1 pseudogene is annotated in these 505 nt (G+C 35.6%); it reads left to right on the top strand.

Features of this window, described 5'->3' with window-relative positions:
* A pseudogene (locus ACJ5GX_RS04505) lies at positions 1 to 147 on the top strand (porin); the annotation flags it as partial.
* Positions 148 to 505 lie beyond the last annotated feature (358 nt).

Below are 505 nucleotides of genomic sequence, written 5' to 3'. Positions count from 1 at the left end.
CAAGTTTATCCAAATACACAACTGGGGTTTAATGTTAAGGTAGAAGTTTCTGGTATTGCAAACTTAAAGGCACTAGACATAGAAAAGTTAGAAATGGAGAAGTGGTATTTTATCATAAAGAACCAGGAATTTGGATCGATCTCCTACAAACTGATATGAGTCTTTCACATGTGCACTTGTTTGGCCCCGAAGCTGAGATAGTACATTAGCTAGGTGCTTGGCCAGTTTTAAGTTGGTGTGTCAATCTGGCTCACTATAGGACGAAGTGGAACATCAGTTTTGTGGATTTTACGTAGACCATATATTTTTGGCGGTTTTGCACAGGTTGGTAATAATTATTTTACATCTAATTCTAGCGTGTCTTTATGTTTAGTTATTAATTCGGTTGTTTTTTTTTTTTAATTTAATTGGTGGGATCGATCAATCACCGTCCGCTGAAGAAAAGTCAATAATTATGAAAATATTTACATGTTGTCTACAATTAGAGTAGGCGTGTTTACTCAGG

The sequence above is a fragment of the Wolbachia endosymbiont of Tuta absoluta genome (genome assembly GCF_059414725.1).
The sequence above is the reverse complement of the archived record's forward strand: the minus strand, read 5'-3'. Positions and strand labels throughout refer to the sequence as shown.